Source organism: Drancourtella sp. An57 (assembly GCF_002161525.1).
Classification (GTDB): domain Bacteria; phylum Bacillota; class Clostridia; order Lachnospirales; family Lachnospiraceae; genus Sellimonas; species Sellimonas catena.
The window spans coordinates 1-21,307 of sequence record NZ_NFHY01000014.1 but is presented as its reverse complement, the minus strand read 5'-3'; the positions used below and the strand labels follow the sequence as shown (position 1 = coordinate 21,307).

Here is a 21,307-nt window from a genome sequence, read left to right as displayed (position 1 = left end):
CTCTTTACTATTAAAATGTCTGAACCGGATCAAAGTCAAACTGGATCCGGATGTTTTGAAATCCTTCATTAATCTCAATATATTGTTCCATCTTATCCTTTGCCTCTGTCAGCACGCGGTAATCCTCATGCTTCAGATAAAGCACTTTCCGGTACTGATCCTTCACCTTTCCGATGGCAGGACTGGCAGGCCCGATGATCTCAAGCCCTGCATCCGTCCGGATCCTGCCCGCAAACAGCTTTAGATAGTAGGCCCCTTTATTTAAAAGCGCCTCATCTTCGCTCGTCATCAGCACCGCCATCAGGTGAGCCGCCGGCGGATATCCCATCAGCGTCCTGAACTTCATCTCCTCCGCAAAGAACGCCTCGTAGTCCTGCCTTGCCGCGGCCTGTATGCTGTAATGCTCCGGATTGTAGCTCTGGATCACCGCTTCTCCCGGCAGATCCCCCCGGCCTGCACGGCCTGCCGCCTGACAAAGAAGCGCAAAAGTCCGCTCTGCCGCCCGGTAGTCACTGATATAAAGGGAAAGATCCGCCGCCAGCACCCCGACCAGGGTGACATTTGGAAAATCATGTCCCTTTACGATCATCTGGGTACCGATCAGAATATCGGCCTCCTGATCTGCAAACGACGAGAGAATAGTCTCGTAGCTTTCCTTCCCTCTTGTCGTATCCAGATCCATCCGAAGCACCTTTGCCTCCGGAAACTCTTTCTGGATCAGATCTTCCACCTGCTGCGTCCCTGCCTTAAAAGCTCCGATGTGAGGGGAACCGCAGGACGGGCAGGTATGAATCATCGGTTCCTCATACCCGCAGTAATGGCAGACCATCCGTCCCCCTCTGTGCCAGGATAAAGACACGTCGCAATGAGGACATTTTACTACATATCCGCAGGACCTGCAAGACAGGAAGCCCGCAAATCCCCTCCGGTTCAGGAAAAGCATAACCTGTTCCCGCCGCTTCAGCCGGTCCTCGATCTTCTCCCGTAAACAGTCACTTAAAATGGAGCGGTTTCCTTTTTGCAGTTCCTTTCGCATATCGATCACGGACACCTCGGCCATCTTCTGCTTCTTCACCCTTTGGGTCAGGCGGAGCAGGCGGTACTGCCCTCTCCTGCATCCTTCAAAGGCTTCCAGCGACGGTGTCGCCGATCCGAGCACCACGCCCGCCCCTTCGATTCTGGCCCGCTCGATCGCGGTCTCCCTTGCATGATACCTTGGCACCTGCTCGCTTTTATAGGTCGTTTCATGCTCTTCGTCAATCACAATCAGACCCAAATGCTCAAACGGGGTAAAAAGCGCCGACCTTGGGCCGATCATCACATCGATCTCACCATTCTTCGCCCGCATCATCTGGTCATAGCGTTCCCCGGCAGACAGTCTGGAATTCATAATGGACACCCGGTTTCCAAATACCCGCACAAACCGCATGACCGTCTGATAGGTCAATGCTATCTCCGGGATCAGGACAATCGCCTGCCTGCCGCTTTGTACAACGCTTTGGATCATCTCCATGTAAACTTCCGTCTTCCCGCTTCCTGTCACGCCGTACAGAAGATAAGTCCCCGGATTTCCCCGCTGGAAATCCTCCTTGAAAATCCGGATTGCTTCTTTCTGCTCTGTTGTATATTCGATCTGCTTCGTCTGCTCTTCGGATGCCTTGACCGGATTTCTCCATACCGTTTCTGTATCCACGGTAAGAATCTGCATTTCCTCCAGTGCCCGGACAACCGAAGCGGTCAGACCAAGCTTTCTCAAAATCCAGCCGTAATCCAGCTCCTCATTTTCCAGAAGCGCCTCCAAAAGCCTTGCCCTTGCCTTCTGATTCTTCCTTTGGAACAGAGCAAGCCACTCTCTTCCTTCTTCCTCTGTGACAGTCCGGCGGATGATCCGCTTTTCTTTTGGACGCTCCTGTTTCTTTACCGGCCAGACCGTCTTAAGCGCCTGGATCATCGTACCGCCGTAATGCTCTTTCATCCAGGCTGCCAGCGCTACCAGATTCTCCTCGATCCGGACACTTTTCGGAGCTTTTCCCCTGATCTCTTTGATCTTTTCCGGGTCAAAGCTGCTCTTTTCCGAAAATCCGATGATAAAACCTGTTCGGACTTTGTCCCCGTTTCCAAACGGAACCAGAACGCTGCTTCCGACGGCAAGTGTCCCTTCCAGTTCTTCCGGCACCTCATACTCAAAGGTCCGGTCCAGTTTTTCATGTGTGATATCTATAATAATTTCTGCGTACATGCTTCCTCTACCAATTCCTGTTCATCCATCCGATAGAAAACACCCTGAATCTCCTGGGTATTCTCGTGGCCTTTTCCCGCGATCACAACCAGATCGCCCGGTCCTGCCATCTCCACCGCCTGTTTCACTGCTTCTTTCCGGTCCGTGATCCGAAGATACTTCCCGTCTGTCTTTCGTACTCCGGTCTCGATGTCATCCATAATCGCCTCCGGGGCCTCCCATCTTGGATTGTCAGATGTAATCACCGTCAGATCCGACAGTCTTCCCGAGACTTCGCCCATCTGAAATCTACGTTCCTTCGCCCTCTGGCCTCCGCAGCCAAACACCGTAATCAGCCGGGCCGGTCGGTATGCCCGAAGTGTCGTAAGCACACTTTCAAGGCTCATGGCATTGTGCGCGTAATCGATGACCGCCTCTCCTCCTCCCGGGATGGAGAAAAACTGCATCCGTCCCTTTACCTGAAAATCAAGAAGAGATCCGGCTGCCGTCTCCGGCGTCACGCCGTACCGCATACAGACACGGACAGCGGCCAGCGCATTGTATACGGTAAAGATTCCGGGTGCCGGGATCTGAAAATGCACCTTCCCGATGTCAAACTCCACCCCCGGATGCCCCTGGACAAATCCTTCCGTCCGGATCTGCTCTGCCCGGAAGTCTCCATTTCGGATACCAAAGGTCTGAAACGGGCATTCCGTTCCCGCAAGCATCTGCTTCCATGCCGGATCATCCGCATTGACCACTGCCTCCCGGCTCTGCAAAAACAGTTTCCTCTTGCATGCCAGATATTCCTCTTTGTCCGCGTGCTCAAATCTCCCGATATGATCATCCCCCAGATTCAAAAACACGCCGGTATCAAAGCAGATCCCCTTCGTTCTCTGAAGCTTCAATGCCTGGGAGGATACTTCCATCACACAGGCACGACAGGCATTTTTCCTCATTCTTGCAAGGCTTCTCTGCAAGGTCACCGCATCCGGCGTCGTATGTTCGGACGGCAGATGCTCCTTCCCGTCAAACTGCCCGGTCGTTCCGATCATTCCGGTCCGGATTCCGGCCTCCGACAAGATCTTCCGGATCATGCTGACTGTCGTCGTCTTTCCCTTGGTTCCTGTCACGCCGATCATCGTCATGGATCTCGACGGTTCTCCTTCGTACCTTGCCGCCAGAAGGGCCGCTGCCTCCCGCTCATCCTCTACAAGGACTCCTTCACATTCCGGGAATTGCCCAAGTATCTTACCGATCAGTTCCTGCTCTTCTTTTGCTGCCACCAGAACCTTTGCTCCATGCCGGACCGCTTCTTTTGCATAGCGGCTCCCGTTGCATACGCTTCCCCGGATGCATACAAACACCGAACCCTCCCGGCAGTCTCTGGAATCGATGCTGACTCCGGAAATCTCTCTGTCCGGAAACCGGATCTTCTCTCCTGCCGGCTCATACCGGACTGCCTGTAAAAGCTCAACTGCTCTCATAAGCCCGCATACTTTCTGACAGTTCTTACTATCAATATAAGTAATCATAGCATAATTGTTACTTTTCGCCAACCGTCATCTTAGAGCCCTCCTTGTCTTTTCCATACCCTCATGTTATACTGGTTAGGCACAAAAACTATATCATTGGAGGTTGCTATGTTCAGTATTTTTGGATGTCCGATGCACTTTGGGGTTGGCGCACCAGGACTGAAATATAGTCTGGATTATCTGAGAAATCGTTACGAAAATTTAAGAATTGTAAAGCTTCCGGAAATCATCATGGAGGAAGATCCGGACTGCGTATTAAAAAACCGGAATACCGTGGCTGCTACCTGTCAGAGCATTGCCCAGTATATGTATTCTGTATTTGAGACGGGAAAGACTCCTTTGTTTCTGGGCGGTGACCACAGTGTAGTGATGGGCTCTGCCTCGGCTGCCAGTGTCTATGTAAAGGATCACTTTCAAGAGGAAATCGGACTGATCTATATCGATGCCCATGCGGATATCAATACGGATGCCACGACGGTAACCGGAAATATTCACGGTGTGCCGGTAGCTTCTCTTCTGGGACTTGGCGATCCTAAACTCACCGGATTCTTACACCCGGGTGCCAAGATCCGCCCTGAGAACATTGTATATCTTGGACTTCGGGATATCGATCCGCCGGAGCTTACGATCATGAAAGATCTTGGGATCCGCTTCTATACCTATCCGGAGATCTGCAAAAAGGGACTGGCTTCGTGTCTCTCCGAGGCGGTACAGTATCTCTCCCGCCTGAACTACTTCCATCTGAGCTTTGACATTGACTCCATGGATCCGGCCCTGATGCCGGGAGTGTCTGTTCCTGTCAAAAGCGGGTTTACGGAAGAAGAAGTCTATGAAATGATGGGAACTCTGATGAAAGAACTGCCGATTATATCATATGAGATCGTCGAGTTCAACCAGGAGTTTGACCGCGATAACCGGACCGCCGACTTTGTCTCCGAGCTGGTTGACTTTATCACAAACGCCGAACGAAAAGAGACCTTCTGACAAATGATGCCGGGGAAGCACATCCCCGGCATTTTTCTTTAATGAGTCTGGTCGTAAATCTCCAGATATTTTTTCACATATTCCACATCGGACGGGCAGTCGATGTACTCACTTCCGTACTTCTGACGTGTCTCATTTCCCTTTCCTGTCACAAGGATCACGGTCTTGTCCTCTGACTCCTCGATCGCTGTACGGATGGCTTCCCCGCGGTCTTCGATCATCACATACGGACAGTTCTGGGCTTTCACATACTGGGCGATATCGCCGGAAATCTCTTCCACCGGCTCATATCCCGGATCTTCCGCCGCCAGATACACCTTTTCGGAATACTGTCCCGCGATAGTTCCCAGATCCTTTCTCCGGATGTAGGCTTTCTTTCCCGGGCATCCGAACACCGACTTGATGGCGTAGTCCGGATATTCCTCCTTCGTAGAGGAGAACAGCTTTTCAAAGCTGAGCTTGTTGTGGGCATAATCGACAATGGCAATGATCTTTTTGTCCCTGCTTGCGTAAAGCTCCATCCGTCCGCTGGACCTTGCTTTTTCCAGTCCTGAATGAATGCAGGAATCCGGAATGCCAAGAATCTTTGCCGCCGCAATGACCGCCACCGCGTTTTCCACATTAAACAGGCCCGGCATGGTCAGGACATAATCTTCCTCCCCGTCTTTGGAACGTACGGAAAACTTCGTCTCATGTCCGTCTTTCCGGATGTTGTACGCAAAGTAGTCTGCCCCCTCGTCCTTCTGGCTGAACGTGGTCAGGTCACCTGCCGCCCTGGCAGCTTCCAGAATCCGGTCTGAAAAGTCCGCGTCCAGGTTGACTACCGCATGATCGGTCTGGGCAAACATTTTCATCTTGGATGTAAAGTAATCCTCAAAATCCGGATGCTCAATCGGACTGATATGGTCTTCTGAAATATTCAAAAAGATTCCAACATCAAAGCGCATCCTGTCCACCCGGTTGTATTTGAGCGCCTGGCTGGATACTTCCATCTCCGCAAAAGTAATTCCGCTGTCCACCGCGTTCCGGAAATGGCGCTGAAGCTCTACCGCCTCCGGTGTTGTGATGTGGGACTCCACTCTGCTGACACCGTCATAGATATCGATGGAGGAAATCACGGCGCTCTCAGGCTTTCCAGTCTCTTTCATATAATCATCTACAACCGATTTCATGTAATATGCGGAAGTGGATTTTCCTTTTGTTCCGCCGATTCCGGTCACGGTAAGCTCTTTCCATGCGGAACCGTAGAAGACATCTGCCAGTACCGCCATCGCCTTACGGATATCTTTTACAAGGATATGCGGAATGTCCTTTCCGGTATCGTACTCTTTCTCACTGATATAAAGGATTGCTCCCTTTTCCACGGCGGAAGTCAGATACTCTTCCTTAAATGCCGCACCTTTGCAGATGAACATCGTATTTTCCGTCACTTCCCGTGAGTCATAGGTCAGCACTTCCGGATGAGTGTCTTCCTGTCCGAAGAACTCTGCTTTTACAAGAAGACCGCACTCCTCCATCAGATCCGCATATGTTTTCAAGGTATCGCTTTTCCTCTGTGACATACATTTTCTCCTTTTCTTTATTGATAGCAGGCCCCGGACCTCATGATGGACTCCCGGATCAGCACATCCATGGCATCCAGGCAGATCTCCGGCAGCACGTGATCTTTTTTAAAGACCGAAATCTCGGTACATGCCAGAATCACCACATCGCAGTCCTTTTTGATGAACTCTTCCATCACCCGCTCAAACTTCTGATAATCTCCTTTTTTTCCGGCTTTGACATCATCGTAGATCAGAGACATGACGTCTTTTTGTCTTTTTTCCGACGGCACAATCTCCTCGATTCCCAAAGCTTCGCACTCTTTCCGGTAAATACCGGCAGATACCGTTCCGTCCGTCCCCATGATTCCGATCCGCTTTACATTTTCATAATGGCTTTTTGCGTAACGGATCGTCTCCCTCGGCATGTGGATGATCGGAATGTCTGTCATTTCCTGAATCTGGTCATAAAAATAATGCGAGGTGTTGCATGGAATTGCAAGATTGGCCGCACCGACCGCTTCCATGATCCGGATATCTTCTGCCATCGCCTGCAGAAGCTTCCGGCTTTCTCCCGTCTGGATCGCTTTCGTCCGGTCCGGCATGGAAGCATGGCTTAAGATGGTCATGTCCAGATGGTCCTGGTCACAGTCCGCTTTCGTATGCCGGATCACTTCCTCGTAAAAATATGCGGTTGCCTCCGGTCCCATGCCGCCGATTACCCCTAATTTTTTCTTCATGGCTCCTCCTGTCATTTCCAGCCTTCTAGCTGTAGTACTTCCTGAATTTGATAAAGTGGCTGAAATGTGTCCGCAGCATCCGGTAAAGTCTCGGCCATCCAAGATCTCCCTTCTTGAAGACCGGGTTGACCATCTTTCCTGCTTTGATCAGTTTCTTCATCTTCGCTTTTGACTCCGGATCTTTGACATATTTGAATGCGACCGCCTTCGGAACAACCATCCAGAGGTGCTCTTCCTTTGCAGTCTCAAACTTCAGTTCTTTTCCGTACACATATTCTTCTACAATATATTTTGCAACATTGAACCCGGAACCGGTCACATAGTAGTTACTCCGTCCCTGTCTTGTGTTGATCTCGAAAAACTTGTACTTTCCGTCCCGTCTGTCGTACTTGATATCGAAATTGGAAAATCCTACATAGTGCAGATCCTCCAGAAGATTTCTTACCCGCTTCATCAGCTCCTGATTCGGCTCGGTGATGATCACCGCATGATTTCCAAGTCCGTGCGGTGTGTGCTCCTCTAACAGTACATGTCCCAGACACATCATTTTCACCTTTCCGTTTTTGTCGGAATAGGAAGTCAGCACACGCATGTACTCGTCATTTCCCGGAATCATATCCTGGATAATCAGGTCATCATCATATCCCGCATCGTAGATCTCTTTGATGACGCTGTTTAACTCCTGTCTGGACCGGATCGTGTAAACCTTCTTCTGGGTGTCAAACGGATGCTCCCAGTATTTGATACTGTCGGACGGCTTTAAGATCACCGGGTACGGGAAGTCGATGGTAAAATCCATAGACATGCCGTTCTTATAAACAAAGGTTCCAGGATAGTCTACCCCGTGCTTCTCACAAAGCTTATAGAAGGTCTCCTTCTGCTGAAGGCTGTTCATCAGGTCAAAATCAATATACGGGGCAATAATGTTATCGTCAAGCTCCGCTTTATGCTTACTGATCAGCGCTACATAGCTGTCTCCGCAGCCGATCAGTACAATCTTTTTATCTTTATGTTTCCGTGCAAAGGCATGTACGGTTTTCAGAAAATAGTCATCCGTATCAATCTTTGGATTGGCCCGGTACTCGATCATCCTGCTCTGGTAGCTCGGTCCGGTCGGATATTTTCCAAAAATATACGTCTTTACCTGATACTGCTCATAGAAGGCGCGCGCCACACTGTACGTGTTGATGTCACCGCCAAGCAGAACCGGTATGAATTCTCTTGACACAAATTCCATAGTTTTTTCCTCTTTTCTCCTGTTTCACGTCGTTTTATTATAACCCTCCAGGAAACCGCTGTCAAACGCTATCCCTGCTCTTTCGGGTCCTTTTCCTCTTTTTTCAGAAAAGCGGCACGCATCACCGCATCGTCACCGAATTTCTTCCGGATCTGATCCAGGGCCTGATCCAGCTTCTGATGCTTTTCGTCCTTCCTCTTTGGCTGTTTCTGTGTTTCCTGTATCGTCTCCAGATAATCGAAAAGATTCATCTGCTGCGGAGCGCTCTCTTCTTCCAGTTTTGCAGTCCGGATTCCAAGCAGACGGATGGGCATCCCGTTCCACAGCTCATGAAAAAGAACGCACGCTTTCTGATAGAGAATGGAATCCGACTGTGTGGGTGGTGAAATCTGCATCTGATGGGAGACATTCTGAAAGGTGGCATACCGGATTTCCACAGTGATGCTTCCGGCCTTCTTTCCTGCCTTCCGCAGTCTCCCTCCGACACTTTCGGAAAGCATCAGAAGTACTTTCCTCGCCTCTTCTTCTGTCTCGACATCCTCGGAAAGGGTGGTGGAATTTCCGATCCCCTTTGCCTCTTCCCCTTCGGACCGGACAACGTCATCCCCCTGTCCGTTCGCAAATTCCCACAGAAGCCTGCCGTGGCTTTTCAGATGGATCTCCAGATAATCCGGATCCGCATGAGCCAGCTCCCCGATAGTACGGATTTCCAGCTTTTTCAGCACTTCCACGCTTGCCTTTCCCGCCATGTAAAGCTCCGAAACGGAAAGCGGCCACATTTTCTCCTCGATCTCCTCCGGGAACAGAGTGTGCACCCGGTCCGGTTTTTCAAAATCCGAGGCCATTTTTGCCAGCAGCTTGTTGGTGGAAATCCCAATATTCACGGTAAATCCAAATTCCTCCCGGATCCGGTTCTTGATCTCAAAAGCCGCGTCAATCGGTGTGGCAAACCGGTGGGCGATGCCGGTAAAATCGAGGAAACATTCGTCGATGCTGAGCTGCTCGATGTCCGGCGTGTAGCTTCGCAGAAGATCCATCAGCTTCCTGCTGTACCTTGCGTACATCTTGTGATCCGGCGGCTCCATCCGAAGGGTCGGACATTTTTTGATGGCTGATACGACCGGCTCCCCGGTGCGGATGCCGTAGGCCTTTGCCGGGATGGACTTGGCGAGGACAACCCCGTGCCTTGACTTTCTGTCGCCTCCGATGATGCACGGAATATCGCGGATATCCTCCTCATCCCCTCTTTTTAAGTATTCGATTGCCGTCCAGCTTAAATACGCGGAATTCACATCAATATGAAAAATAATCCGTCTCATCCTCTTCGCCGCCTTTCTCTTCTGCTTCTATGGTAACAGCAAAAGAAGCAGGATTCCAGCAAAATCCTGCTTCTTTTCTATTCTTTTCCCAGGCGGTTATCCCTTCATTCCGCTGATGGTGATTCCCTCTTCGAATTTCGACTGTAAAATCAGATAAAAGATAAACGGCGGAAGGAAGGTCACTGCTGCACCTGCCATAGTCAGCCCTACATCCGAATCATAGGCTGTTTTCATCGTGCTGATGGCAAGAGGCAGCGTCCGCATGGAATCCTCCGTTGTTGCAACCAGCGGCCAGATAAAGTTATTCCATGCACCTACAAAAGTGAAAATGGCAAGTGTCATCATGGAAGACTTCACAAGCGGAAGGATCACTCTCCATAAAATCTTCATATCACCGGCGCCGTCCAGTTTTGCAGACTCAATCAGCTCTTTTGGAACCCCGATGATTGCCTGCCGCATGATAAAAACCCCAAACGCCGTCGGGAGCGGCAGGATCAGTGCCCGGAATGTATTAATCCAGTCAAATCCACGGACAATCAGGTACAGTGGTACAATAATCACTTCCGAAGGTACAACCATCGTCATCATCAGAAAAAAGAAAATCTTGTCATTTCCTCTAAACTTCAGCTTTGCAAATGAATATCCAGCCAGACAGCTGCAGAGCAGTGTCAGGGCAACTCCCCCAAATGACACAATCACACTGTTAGTCAGATACTGCAAAAAATTGTTTTTGGTAAAAATCTTAATATACTGTTCCAGTGTTGCTTCGGACAAACTGAAACTGAAATCATAGGCATTCACCGTGCTTTTCAATGACATCAGAATCATGTAGATAAATGGAAGCACACAGAACACCGCTGTCGCAAGCAGAAGAAGATCACCAAGAAATCCCGGTATTTTTTTCTTTCCTTTCATGCTCTTCCTCCCCTCTATATTTCCGAAGCTTCCCGCTTCATGAATCCTTTTTGCAGCACCATGACTGCCAGAACAAGCAGGAACAGCACATTGGATACCGCCATGGCATATCCGGCCTTTCCGGTTTTAAATGTCAGATTGTACGCATAAAATACCATCGTCATAGTGGAATTTGCCGGACCGCCTCCGGTCATTGTATAAATCAGTTCAAAGCTCTGCAGTGAGCTGACCACGCTTAAAAATACATCCATGATAATCGCCGGTTTCATCAGTGGAAGAGTAATGTACCGGAACCGCTGAAGTGTTCCGCCTCCATCCACCTTTGCAGCCTCATAGTAACTGTCCGGTATGGACAGAAGTGTCGCGAGATTCAGTACCATATAGTATCCAAAGCTTTTCCACACCATGATCATTGACACCGTAACGATTGCAGTGGTACTGCTTCCAAGAAGCATTGCGGTATCGATACCGAAAAGATCCAGCAGATCCGAAAGTACCGGAATTCTTGCATTCAACATTGTTTTCCATACAGTACCGACGACCGCATTGGATGAAATCACCGGAATAAAGATTGCCGCCTTGGCAATTTTACCGATCAGAGTATGCTTTCTGGATGCTACCAGCACGGAAAACAGTACAGATAATACTACCTGCAGAGGAACTACCAGTACCATGACTTTCAGTGTATTTATAACAGCCAGATGCATCTTCGGATCTGTCAGCATCCTTTTATAATTATCAAACTGAATGAACTCCGGATCCAGAAGCAGGTTGTATTTTGTAAAACTGAAGATCAGAGAGATCACGACAGATCCGACCACGAAGGTCAGAAGAATCAGGCTGATCGGCATCACGTACCCGTAGGGCGCGATGGTGGATAAAAACTTTCTCCTTTTTTTCATCTCTGCTCCTTTTCTGTAACCGCCAAAGCCGGTTTATTCTTTATCAGCCCAATATTCATCCAGAGCCTGATTCGCGTACTGGGCAGCATCGTCCATTGCTTCCTGAGGGCTCTTGCTTCCTTCCATCATTCCCTGAAGCTCGCTTGCAAGGTTCTGAAGAATATCGCTTCCGCAAGGTCCTACCTGAAGCGGACGGTATTTATCTCTGTCTTCAGTTACAATTCGTTCCATCTTCGGATCTCCCTGGTACTGCTCACTCTTTGTCAGCGGAGCGCCGGAAGCAATCTTGTGGTACTCTGTCATGAACTCGGATCCTGTGATGTACTTGATCAGCTTCATGCAAAGTTCCGGATTTTCCGCCTGTGAAGATAAAGTCAGACAGTCTGTTGCTCCGAATGTACCATAATCTTTATTCTTTAAGGATGTAACATAGTTCCAGTTCAGATCCGGATAGGACTCTGCAAACAGTGTCTCCTGAATTGCGGAAGAACGTGTTACTCCGAACGCCGCTTTCCCCTGTCCGAAGATTGTAGAAAATGCATCCTCAGCCGCAAGAGACATCATGTTCTCCGGCATATAGTCTTTCAGGCTGTAAAAGAATTCCGCTGCCTCTACACCTGCTTCATCGTTGAATTTCACAGTCTTATAGTCATCGTTGTAGATATCTGTTCCTGCCTGCCACAATAAGCTGTAAAAATATGCGTTCAGAAGGTAAAGCATGTTCATGCTTCCATTATTGAATCCGACTGCATATCCGTACTGATCAACCTTGCCGTCACCGTCTGTATCCTGTGTTGCTTTTTCACAGATGCGCGCGAAGTCTTCCCATGTCTCCGGCGGCTGTTCGCCAAGGGAATTCAGAATGTCTTCGTTATAGTAAAGAACAAACGGTACTCCTGTTACAATCGGAAATCCGTACTGTCCGTCCATCATATACCCATGATCCAGATAGAGATATTCTTCTCTGTCTTCATCCGTAATGTATTCACTCATGTCCGCCACGGCTCCGGAATCAATGTAAGTAGGGAACATCTCCGCATACATATATCCGATGTCCGGCAGTTCACCTGATGCCGCGCCTGTGGACCATTTTTCTTCATAGTTTTCCCAAGGCTGAATCTGGATATCGATTTCACAGTTATTTTCCTCTTTGAAGTCTTCTAAAAGCGGCTCCCAATTTTCCAGCATGTTGTCATCAAGCGGAGGGCACCACATGGTGATCGTCTCTTTTCCTCCGTCGCTGCTTCCGCCCTTATCATCGGATCCCCCTCCGCATCCTGCGAGAAGTCCTGTGACCATGGCTGTACAAAGCAGTACACTCACTAATTTCTTTTTCATGTTCTCTCCTCCTGTATCTTATAAAAAGTTACAATATATATCATCGTTTATTATATCACGCAGTTTGTTATTTCCACAAATCAATAATGTCTATATGGACATAGGCATTTTCTATAAGCCGGAAATCTTACGGATTTCATCCATCCAGCTATCCAGCATGGCAAAATCGGTCTGGTACGGCACATCGCATCCGCTGGCACTGATATATCCTTTCGAACTTCCCGCTGCTTTTTGTACCTCTTCCCGGATTTCTTTACGAAGTTCCTCTTCCGAGCCATGCAGGAGACATTCCACCGGAGGGATATTTCCTACAATCGTCATCCGGCCGCCCAGTTCCTGTTTTGCTTCTTCCAGATCCATAATGTTGTCAAGACTGATGGCACGGATCGGCATCTCCCGGAAATAATCCCATACTTTTCTCGTATTTCCGCAGATGTGAAGGGACGGCTTTTGCCCGATTTTCCCGTCGGCATACTCCATGATCTCTACAAGATAAGGATAAACCATCTCCCGGAAATATTTCGGAGAGATCAGTGCCGGGGATGCCACCGGATCTGCCATCCGAAGACCGTCTGCATAAGGCGCGATCATGTCCACGCAGTTCTTCATGGAATCGGTCACAAGGCGCAGCAGACGCTTCACCTGTTCCGGCTCCTTTCTCAAATCACGAAGAAAATATTCCACGCCTCGTAAATTGGCAGCAATCGTAAACGGGCCGCCGATACTCGGGGCCACATCCACGACTCCGTCCGCCGCCTTTTTCATCCGTTCCAGCGCCTCCCGGAAAAACAGCAGGCGCTTCGACTGTTCCGGACGTACCGGCTCCATCCCGTCCAGCATCCGGTAGTCTGTCAGATATCTTCCTTCAAAGTAAGGCATTCCCTCCTCCGGGTAGACAACGTTCCCTCCAAGGGCCTCCAGAATCCCGCACGTATTCGGGCCGAGGCTGAGTTCGTCGTGTCCCAGCCGGTTAAAGGCCGCAATCTCCGCCTCCACCATTTTCCCTGCATCGTGCCAGTACTCCCGGCTCGATGTCCCTGTCAGGCGGCCGGAAATCTCTCCGATAAAAGGAATCACCGGAATCCGGTCTGTCCTTTCCCCTTTCTCCATGGCAAGCCTTCTTTCATGGGGTGTCATCTGATCCCGTCTGTTCGGTTCTGCTTTCATCTGCTTTTCACCTCCGTCAGTTTCCCGGAAAGATCATGCTTTCCGTAAAAATCCGTTCGTAATTTTCTGTCTCGGCAAGTTCCATATATTCGATTTTCTCCGCCAGTGCTTCCATCTCCTGCTTCATCGTCTCTGACATCAATGTCATGTAGGCTCCGGTCTTGGAAGAATTGCCCACATAGACAAGGCGGTCCTCCACCTCTTCTGGCAGGATTCCCACACCGGTGAGGAACTCTGCCGGAAGATGGGCTCCGAACTGCCCGGCAATCAGTACTTTTTGCAGATCCTTCATCTCGATCCCCGCCTTTTTCAAAAGGGCGGTAAACCCGGAGAGAATCGCTCCTTTTGCAAGCTGTACCTGGCGGACATCCCCCTGTGTGATGAACAGATCCCGTTCGTCATCAAGAATCAGCTCCCGTTTGGTACCGTTCAGACGGATCAGATCATAGCGGTAATCTTCCGGATCCAGAGCATCCTTTTTGACAAAAACTCCGGTCTTTTTGACAAGTCCGGTACGGAGAAGCTCTTTGACCGCTGCCAGGATTCCGCTTCCGCAAAGTCCTTCCGGCTCTCCGTCTCCGATTGTAGTAAGCCGGATTCCGTCTTCGGTGATCCGGACATCCTCCACCGCTCCGTCCGCCGCCCTCATTCCGCAGCTGATATTCATTCCTTCCAGCGCAGGCCCCGCCGCGCAGGAACAGCTGAGCAGATGTCCTCCGCCTGCAAGGACAATCTCTCCGTTCGTGCCGATATCGATAAAAAGCACCTTCTCCGTTTCCTCATGCAGGCCGCAGACCCGCACGCCTGCCACGATATCCGCACCGATATAGGCAGAAACCGACGGCAGGCAGTAGAGCATGGTCTCTTCCCCTGCCCACAGGCCGATCCCGGCCGCCTTTAATTTCTGTGCTTTTGTAAATTCCGGCCGGTACGGCGCGCGTCCGATGGATCTTGCATCTACTCCGAGCAGCATATGCATCATCGTACAGTTTGCCGCCACATCTATCTCCCGGATCTCCTCTTTTTCGATACCGGCTTTTTCGCAGAGCTGCCGGATCTCTTCATTCAAAGACTCCACGACTGCCCGCTGAAGGTCCGCAATCCCGGTATCCGGGTGGTCGTACTCATAGGTGATCCGTGTCAGCACGTCCTGGCCAAACTGCTTCTGGGCATTCAGCATGGACGCCTGGCCCAGTACTTCTCCATCGGAGAGTCTCACCAGATCCAACGCCGCCGTTGTCGTACCGATATCCATCGCAATTCCGTATCCGTCCCGGAATTCCTTTTCAAATTCCGGAACATAGCCGGAAGTGAGCACCTTTCCTTCCTTTTCTGTTCCAAGAAGCTCCACCTCCATATCTTCCGTCACCTCTACCAGGCAGGAAAGCCGGATGCCAGGCTCGTCTCCGGAAAGGATTCTGACTTTACACTTTCCACATGTCCCATTTCCGTTGCATGGATTGTCCACAAAAAAGCCCTCCTTTAAGAGGGTCTGTAACAGATTGGCTCCGTTCTCACAAAGAATGGCTTTTTCGCTTCCTTTTACTCTGATTTCAGGCATGATTCTCCTCCTCTCTCACCGCCTGGAGGATGGCGCGGATGTTGACAAGGGGTGAGCGCATTCCCAGTCCGCATGCCGGGGCAATGATGTCAGATCCGTTTTTGACACAGTTTTTCGCCAGTGTCTCCACCTTGTCCGGATCCCCGAATTCCAGTGTGTAGGTGCTGACATTTCCCATCAGTGTCCGGCCTTTCAGCTCTTCTCTTGCTTCTTTCATCGGTACGACGGAATCAAAGCTCAGTGCATCGCTGTGGATTTCGTCCACCTCTTTGTACACCGGATTCATGTGGCCGCAGATATGCACAATCGTCTGCGCACCTGCCTCCTTCATGGCATCCACAATCTGGTTTACGTACCGGACTGTAAATTCCCGAAAATATTTTGGCCCCAGAATTTCCCCGGTTGCGCTTGGGTCGGAAATGGCAATCACGTCCGCCCCCGCTTCAATCTGTGCCTGCCCGAACCGGATCAGCTGGTCTGTCACAAACTGCATGAACGCATGCGCGTCCGCGTTCTTTTTCCGAAGTTCTTTATAAAAGACGACCGGTTCCATCACCGAGCTTGCCGTACTGACCGGACCGGTGAGATTTCCTACGATCGGCACAGCGTCTCCCTCTTCTTTCAGAATCCCCAGAGCATCCAGAACTACCTTTGCCCTTCCTTTCGTCACATCGAGTTTTGGGAGCTTTTCCCAGTCACTCACTGTCCCGATCACGTATTCTGTCACATGCGGCTCGTAGGCACTGGATCCCATATCCACCCCGGCCCCCAGCTCCTCCGCCTCAATCGTCATACAGAACGGCACGCCGTAATTTTCAAAGCATCCCTGTTCGTAGACCGCCTTTGCAAGACCCGCCATCATCCTGGCATCTGTATGCGCCTGCGGCAGATAGATCTGAACCGTTTTCATCAGCTCTTCGGTAATCATATTCATCATACCGCCCGGGCAGATACACGGCGTACGGTCCGCCTTCTTTCCGGAAAGTACCGTTTTCAGTCGTTCTTTTGGTGTCAGCATTTCTTTTCCCTCTTCTTTCTGTTATGCGATGTTGAGCAGACTTTTCGCAAGGCGCACTGCCTCCACTGCATTCTGCGAATAGCCGTCGGCACCGATTTTATCCGCGAAGTTCTTGGATACCGGTCCCCCTCCGATCATTACTTTGACCTCATCCCGGATACCGGCCTCTTTGAGCAGATCAATAACTGTCTTCATTCCGCTCATGGTCGTTGTCATCAGCGTGGACAGACAGACCAGATCCGCGCGGGTCTCCTTTGCCGTATCCACAAACTTCTGGAGCGGCACGTCTCTTCCAAGATCCACCATCTCAAAACCGGCCGTCTCCATCATAATCTTAACCAGATTTTTTCCAATATCGTGGGTATCTCCTTCTACAACACCGATCACCGCTTTCTTTTTGCTCTCCGGGTCTTCCTCCGGGAGATGCGGTTTTAATACGTTTAATCCTGCGTACATGGCGTCCGAGCAGAGCAGGACATCGGTCACGAAATACTCTTCCTCTTCAAACAGAACGCTTGTCCGGTTCATTCCGTCAATCAGCCCGTCCATGATTCCTTCCAGTGCCGGGTATCCCGCATCGATAAATTCCTGCGCGGCCTCAGCCACATCATCTTCTTCCATGTCCACCACGCCGTCGGACATCCGTTTTAATAATTCTTCCTTTGAACTCATGTTGTTCCTCCTTTTCGCCTCCCGGCGTCTTCGCTATTACTCCTCTATTTCATTCCGGCAAAGCCTGATCACCTGTAATGTTTTGTTTTTCAGCACGCTCCCGCCGCCATTGATACACATCTGAGCCGGAAACCGGGCTTTCCCTGCTGCATAGATGCAGGCTTTCTGATACGTCATCTCTTCCGGCAGGGCAATCTCCTCTCTCACCGCAGATCCGGTGTCTTCCAGCGCACAGGCTGTCTTCGGACAAAGAATCATCACCATCTCCTGTCCAAGGATGTGCTCTGCTTTTCGCAGAAATGGTGCCGTAAACACGTCTGTCGTCCATTCTAACATACGGGGGCCAAGAATAGAAAGCCCTCCTGCGGAATCTGCGTAACTGACCATCCGTACACCGTTTTTCTTCACTTCCAGAAGCAGGCCGAGCAGATCCTCCTCCAGCTTCTGAAACAGCGCTTCCACCTGTTCCGGTGTTTTTCTGGCGGCCTTAAAGACCTGTTTCAGTTCAATCAGCGTATTCCAGATCGTGTAAGGTCCGGACATCTGAAATACCACTTCCTCTCCCTGCTCTCTGAGCATTCGGCACGCCGCCAGTGTTTCTGCCATTCTGCCGCTTTCCGGATCCATCCGGGAGAGAAAAGAAAGTTCCTCCAAAGAACTGCAGACCGGGGCAGCCGCCCTCGGTCCTGCTTTCTCATTTCCATAACGGATGCTCCCGCCCATATTCTCTGCCTCCAGCGTATGGTCAAAAGGCAACGTACAGAATGGTTTCTTCCGTTTCTCTCTTTCCAGCACTGCAGCTTTGATCATCTGTTCTCTCTTTTTATATATTTCCGGAACCGGAAGATCGTATTCCCGGATCAGACCGGCAATCCCCTGATCCGATGCTTCCGGTCTGCACATGTAATCCTGTATCATCGTTTCCCGTACTCGCTTTCTAAGTATCTATTTTAAAGTATCATAAATATGTCTTCTGCTCTAATAGATATTTTCTATAAAAAAGCAAAAAAACAGGGCAGTGCTCTATGAGTACTACCCGGTTTCTTTTATTATTCTGTTTCCTGATATTCCATCGGCACCCGTCCGCCGGTGCTGGCAATCAGTTCTCCGTCCTTTTCATCGATAATGATCGTATCGCCGGATCCGACATTTCCTTCCAGGATCAGCTTGGCTGCAAGGGTTTCCACATATTTCTGCAGATACCGTTTCAGCGGTCTTGCGCCGTACATCGGATCGTAGCCGCCCTCGACAATGTGCTTCTTGGCATCCTTTGTCAGTTCAATGTGCAGATCCCGGTCTGCCAGACGTTTATTGACATCTTTGACAAGCAGATCAACAATTCCGGTAATGTTTTCTTTCGTCAGCGGACGGAACATGATGATCTCATCCAGACGGTTCAGAAATTCCGGACGGAAATGCGCTTTCAGTTCGTTCATAACAAGCTCTTCATTTTCCGGGCGGATATTTCCGTTCTCATCGATTCCTTCCAGCAGGTGGGCAGAACCGATATTGGATGTCATGATCAGGATGGTATTCTTAAAGTCTACCGTCCGTCCCTGAGAGTCCGTGATCCGCCCGTCATCCAGTACCTGCAGGAGGACGTTGAATACATCCGGATGTGCCTTTTCCACCTCATCAAAGAGGACAACCGAATACGGTTTTCTCCGGACTGCCTCTGTGAGCTGTCCGCCTTCGTCATATCCGACATATCCCGGAGGTGCTCCGATCAGTCTGGACACGGAATATTTCTCCATATACTCACTCATATCAATACGAACCATGTTCTTTTCATCGTCAAACAGGCTTTCCGCCAGTGCCTTGGCAAGCTCCGTCTTTCCGACTCCGGTAGGTCCAAGGAACAGGAAGGATCCGATCGGCTTTGTCGGGTCTTTGATACCCGCTTTGGAACGGATGATAGCTTCTGTCACTTTGGTAACACCTTCGTCCTGTCCGATCACCCGTTTATGAAGCTGCTCATCCAGGTGAAGAGTCTTGCTCCGCTCACTTTCATTTAACTTGGCTACCGGAATTCCGGTCCATCTGGAAACAATCTTCGCAATTTCTTCTTCTGTCACACTTTCGTGTACCAGGGACATGTCTTCATCTTTGACCTTTGCTTCTTCTTCCTCCAGCTGTTTTTTCAGCTGCGGGAGACGGCCGTACTGAAGCTCTGCCGCCTTCTCCAGATCGTAGCTGCTCTGTGCTTTCTGAATCTCCTGGTTGACACTTTCAATCTCTTCACGGAGACGGTGTACCCGCTCCAGAGATGATTTTTCATTATCCCACTGGGCTTTCTGTTTGGCAAATTCTTCTCTGTTTTCCGCCAGCTCTTGCTGCAGTTTTACAAGACGCTCCTGACTTAACCGGTCGTCTTCTTTCTTAAGAGCTGCTTCCTCGATCTCCAGCTGCATCGTCCTTCTTCTAAGCTCGTCAAGCTCGGTCGGCATGGAATCCAGTTCTGTCTTGATCAATGCACATGCCTCATCCACCAGGTCGATCGCCTTGTCCGGCAGGAAACGGTCGGAGATATAACGATTTGACAAGGTTGCCGCCGCTACCAAGGCACTGTCTGTAATCTTTACACCATGGAAGACTTCATACCGCTCTTTCAGTCCACGAAGAATGGAAATGGCATCCTCCACTGTCGGCTCATCTACCATTACCGGCTGGAACCGCCGCTCCAGAGCAGCGTCTTTTTCAATGTACTCCCGATATTCATCCAGCGTGGTGGCTCCGATACAGTGAAGCTCGCCTCTTGCCAGCATCGGCTTTAACATATTGCCGGCATCCATGGAGCCTTCCGTCTTTCCTGCTCCCACGATCGTGTGCAGCTCATCGATGAAGAGAATGATCTCTCCGTCGCTGTTTTTGACTTCCTCGAGAACCGCTTTTAAACGTTCCTCAAATTCACCTCTGTATTTTGCTCCTGCTACCAACGCACCCATATCCAGTGCAAACAGCTGCTTATTTTTCAGTCCTTCCGGAACATCGCCCCGGACGATCCGCTGTGCCAGCCCTTCGACAACTGCGGTCTTTCCGACACCCGGCTCACCGATGAGTACCGGGTTATTCTTCGTTTTACGGGAAAGAATCCGGACTACATTCCGGATCTCGGCGTCACGTCCGATGACCGGATCCAGTTTCTGCTCTCTGGCTCGTTCCACCAGATCATACCCGTATTTGTTCAGCGTATCATAGGTTGCTTCCGGATTGTCACTTGTTACTCTCTGGTTTCCTCTGACTTCGGAAAGCACCCGCAGAAAATTCTCCCGATTGATGCTGAACTCTTTAAAAATCTCTTTTACCTCACGGTTTGCGTACTTCAGAAGTGCCAGGAAAATATGCTCTACTGAAACATATTCGTCCCCCATCTGCTTTGCCTCATCCTCCGCATGGATTAGCACCTTATTCAGATTCTGACCGATATAGAGCTGTCCGCCCTGTACCTTCGGACGCTTCCTGAGCGCCTGCTCTACACGCTCAATCAGCAGTTCTTTCTGAATCCCGAGCTTTTCCATCAGCTTCAGAATCAGGCTCCCATCCTGTGTCAGCAGGGAATAAAGCAGATGCTCCTGCTCGATCTCCTGATTTCCGTAATCATCTGCGATCTTCTCGCATCCCTGTACCGCAAGCATAGAATTTTGTGTGAATTTGTTAATATTCATACCTTTCTTCCTCCTTACGAATGATTCTCTTAATCTATTTCCAGTTTCTGTTTGTCTGTTCTATCGACGATATAACAATAGCATTTTTTATTAGCACTGTCAACACTTGAGTGCTAATTTTCTGAATTTTCTCGTTTCAATTTTCTATATTTCCTGCTCTTTCACTATCTAGTTCTTACCTGACTTAGAAGATCATCGCCAGTTATCCGCCTGTGCGATAAAACTACGGTTCTGTCAAGGGAACTCTCTTTTAGAACCGTAGTAAAATGTGGGTGACTACGGTGCTTACAACAAAAATTGACCGGCTAACCGTACTAAATCGCTCATGACTACGGTGCTTACAACGAAAATTGCCCCGGGAACCGTACTAACCCCCTTAAAATGAGCCCTATAAAGAGGACACGGGTAAAATCCTTTTTGTACGTATTTTGAGATTTAATCCTATATTGTGGACACAGATTTGACTGCTGTTATTATGTTGATAGCTTTGAAAAC

Annotated in this window: 16 protein-coding genes; 1 reads left to right on the top strand and 15 read right to left on the bottom strand. The window is 49.8% G+C overall.

Annotated features, from left to right (window positions below; genetic code table 11):
* Positions 1-10 precede the first annotated feature (10 nt).
* A complete protein-coding gene (gene priA / locus B5G11_RS11900; RefSeq protein ID WP_087253991.1) occupies positions 11-2,239 on the bottom strand; it encodes a primosomal protein N' in 2,229 nt (742 codons plus the stop codon).
* Positions 2,218-3,777 carry a UDP-N-acetylmuramoyl-L-alanyl-D-glutamate--2,6-diaminopimelate ligase gene (locus B5G11_RS11895; protein ID WP_087253988.1) on the bottom strand — a complete coding sequence of 520 codons (1,560 nt, stop codon included), beginning with the start codon at positions 3,775-3,777 and terminating at the stop codon, positions 2,218-2,220. Before B5G11_RS11895 ends, priA begins: the two co-directional genes overlap by 22 nt.
* Positions 3,778-3,861: 84 nt before the next feature.
* On the opposite strand from B5G11_RS11895, the gene B5G11_RS11890 reads away from it, so the two are divergent.
* Complete coding sequence (locus tag B5G11_RS11890; RefSeq protein WP_087253983.1) at positions 3,862-4,737, top strand: arginase; 876 nt, start codon at positions 3,862-3,864, stop codon at positions 4,735-4,737.
* 38 nt (positions 4,738-4,775) lie between these two features.
* Here B5G11_RS11890 and B5G11_RS11885 read toward each other — a convergent pair whose 3' ends face one another.
* From B5G11_RS11885 to clpB, 13 genes are all read right to left on the bottom strand, one after another.
* Positions 4,776-6,299, bottom strand: coding sequence for a UDP-N-acetylmuramoyl-L-alanyl-D-glutamate--2,6-diaminopimelate ligase (locus B5G11_RS11885; protein ID WP_087253980.1), 1,524 nt, complete (start codon positions 6,297-6,299; stop codon positions 4,776-4,778).
* A 17-nt stretch (positions 6,300-6,316) separates the two neighbouring features.
* A complete protein-coding gene (locus B5G11_RS11880) occupies positions 6,317-7,018 on the bottom strand; it encodes an amino acid racemase (RefSeq protein ID WP_087169283.1) in 702 nt (233 codons plus the stop codon).
* A 25-nt stretch (positions 7,019-7,043) separates the two neighbouring features.
* Complete coding sequence (locus tag B5G11_RS11875) at positions 7,044-8,255, bottom strand: ATP-grasp domain-containing protein (protein ID WP_087169282.1); 1,212 nt, start codon at positions 8,253-8,255, stop codon at positions 7,044-7,046.
* A gap of 68 nt (positions 8,256-8,323) precedes the next feature.
* On the bottom strand, positions 8,324-9,574 hold the full coding sequence (locus B5G11_RS11870; RefSeq protein ID WP_087253978.1) for a DNA polymerase IV: 1,251 nt from the start codon (positions 9,572-9,574) through the stop codon (positions 8,324-8,326).
* A 96-nt stretch (positions 9,575-9,670) separates the two neighbouring features.
* Complete coding sequence (locus tag B5G11_RS11865) at positions 9,671-10,489, bottom strand: carbohydrate ABC transporter permease (RefSeq protein WP_087253975.1); 819 nt, start codon at positions 10,487-10,489, stop codon at positions 9,671-9,673.
* A 14-nt stretch (positions 10,490-10,503) separates the two neighbouring features.
* Entirely contained in the window at positions 10,504-11,391 is an 888-nt protein-coding gene (locus B5G11_RS11860; protein ID WP_087253972.1) for a sugar ABC transporter permease, read from the bottom strand.
* 33 nt (positions 11,392-11,424) lie between these two features.
* Positions 11,425-12,729, bottom strand: a complete 1,305-nt coding sequence (locus tag B5G11_RS11855; protein WP_087169278.1) for a sugar ABC transporter substrate-binding protein — start codon at positions 12,727-12,729, stop codon at positions 11,425-11,427.
* Between the two features lie 111 nt (positions 12,730-12,840).
* Entirely contained in the window at positions 12,841-13,896 is a 1,056-nt protein-coding gene (locus tag B5G11_RS11850; protein WP_087253969.1) for a uroporphyrinogen decarboxylase family protein, read from the bottom strand.
* Positions 13,897-13,912: 16 nt separating this feature from the next.
* Positions 13,913-15,457 carry an ASKHA domain-containing protein gene (locus B5G11_RS11845; RefSeq protein WP_087253966.1) on the bottom strand — a complete coding sequence of 515 codons (1,545 nt, stop codon included), beginning with the start codon at positions 15,455-15,457 and terminating at the stop codon, positions 13,913-13,915.
* On the bottom strand, positions 15,450-16,475 hold the full coding sequence (locus B5G11_RS11840) for a methylcobamide:CoM methyltransferase MtbA (protein WP_087253962.1): 1,026 nt from the start codon (positions 16,473-16,475) through the stop codon (positions 15,450-15,452). The genes B5G11_RS11845 and B5G11_RS11840 overlap by 8 nt, the downstream gene beginning before the upstream one ends.
* Positions 16,476-16,496: 21 nt before the next feature.
* Positions 16,497-17,147, bottom strand: a complete 651-nt coding sequence (locus B5G11_RS11835; protein WP_087169274.1) for a corrinoid protein — start codon at positions 17,145-17,147, stop codon at positions 16,497-16,499.
* Between the two features lie 36 nt (positions 17,148-17,183).
* Complete coding sequence (locus B5G11_RS11830; protein ID WP_087253959.1) at positions 17,184-18,065, bottom strand: uroporphyrinogen decarboxylase family protein; 882 nt, start codon at positions 18,063-18,065, stop codon at positions 17,184-17,186.
* Positions 18,066-18,196: 131 nt separating this feature from the next.
* Complete coding sequence (gene clpB / locus B5G11_RS11825) at positions 18,197-20,812, bottom strand: ATP-dependent chaperone ClpB (RefSeq protein WP_087253956.1); 2,616 nt, start codon at positions 20,810-20,812, stop codon at positions 18,197-18,199.
* Between the last annotated feature and the right edge of the window lie 495 nt (positions 20,813-21,307).